Origin of the sequence: Pseudoalteromonas luteoviolacea, assembly GCF_021654285.1 — a bacterium.
In the GTDB taxonomy this organism is placed as follows: Bacteria; Pseudomonadota; Gammaproteobacteria; order Enterobacterales; family Alteromonadaceae; genus Pseudoalteromonas; species Pseudoalteromonas luteoviolacea_J.
In genome coordinates, this window is record NZ_JAKFZS010000079.1 from 1 (window position 1) to 1,556 (window position 1,556).

General features: G+C 44.2%; 1 protein-coding gene. It reads right to left on the bottom strand.

Features of this window, described 5'->3' with window-relative positions; all coding sequences use genetic code 11:
- The coding region (locus tag L1077_RS27070) for a non-ribosomal peptide synthetase (protein ID WP_237139870.1) at positions 1-1,556 on the bottom strand (1,556 nt) is incomplete at both ends.

Sequence of the window (1,556 nt, forward strand, 5' to 3'; positions counted from 1 at the left end):
GCGCACGCTTAACAGAGAATGGCCACCAAGTTCAAAGAAATTGGCCGTAATACTAATGCTGCTAGGGTCGAGTTTCAGTAAGTCAGCCCAGATTGTTACCAACACTTTTTGGGTATCTGTTTCGGGTGGGACATAATGTCCCTCTAAATGTCTTGACTCTAATGTTGGTAAGCTATTGTGGTCTATTTTACCATTTGCTGTTAGAGGCCATTCATCTACTGGTAACACCACCGAAGGGACCATGTAATTTGGCAGTTTCTCGTTGAGATAAGTTTTTATATCTAGCAGCCATTTATTGCCAGTCTCTGTCTTTTGTGGTTTGACATAAGCAACCAACTGCTGCTCTATGGATTGCCCATGCGCTAAAACCAACGCACTATGAACACTATCACATTGGTTCAAGCGACACGTTACTTCGTCCAATTCAATACGGAAACCGCGAATGTTAACTTGATCATCAACACGGCCGATAAAAGCCAGATTACCATCGGCTAAAAAGCGGACTATATCACCGGTGCGATATAAGCGAGGGCTGCTGTTGGTTGAAGATGCATCATAAAATGGATTATCTATAAATTTCGATGCAGTCAGTTCTGGTTTGTTTAGATAGCCCCTAGCTAAGCCTACACCTCCAATATACAACTCCCCAGCCACTCCCTGTGGCAACAACTGCTGTTGTTCATCTAATACATAAACTTGCACATTTGCGATGGGGTGACCAATTCCTAGTACTTTGTGCTCTTTATGAAGGGCTTTTACTGTCGCACAAACTGTTCCTTCTGACGGTCCATATGCATTGAAAATATGTACTTTGTCCAACCATGGCGCCACAACATCGAGTTCAAAATCTTCTCCTGCCAAAATGAGGCACTGTAATGGAAGCTGCGCTTTAGTATCGAAATGACGAAAATAAGCAGGTGGTAAGGTCGCATGGGTTATGCCCTCTTGTTGTAGATAATCTAACAACAATTCAGGAGACGCTTTAACTTCATCGCTTACCAAATGAAGACTTGCGCCACTGAGTAAAGCCATCATCCACTCAGATACGCTGGCATCGAAGCTCATTGACGCAAATTGAAGCACGCGACTATCTAGCTGCACTGCAAATAATTGCTGCTGCGCTAGCGTCATATTCACTGCCCCTCGATGCTCTAGCATGACCCCCTTGGGTTGCCCTGTTGAGCCTGATGTGTAAATCACATAGGCGAGACTATCACTCATCATTCCAGTCTGATCGTCACTTATACAAATGTCACTTTGTAACGCAAGCTCAGATATTAAGTCGGCATCATCCAACAATACACTCGTGTAGTCTCCCTTTGGTAACCGTGAAGCCACTGAAGAAGAACTCATCACAAGCGCTAACTTAGCATCAGACGCCATATACTCAAGACGACTCGTTGGGTAATTGGGGTCTAGTGGCACATAAGCACCGCCTGCTTTTAAAATGCCTAAAATGGCCACAAACATGTCAAAACTGCGCTCTATACACAGCCCTACAAGTACATCAGGACCCACCAAATGAACTTCGCGTAGATAATGAGCTAGTTGATTAG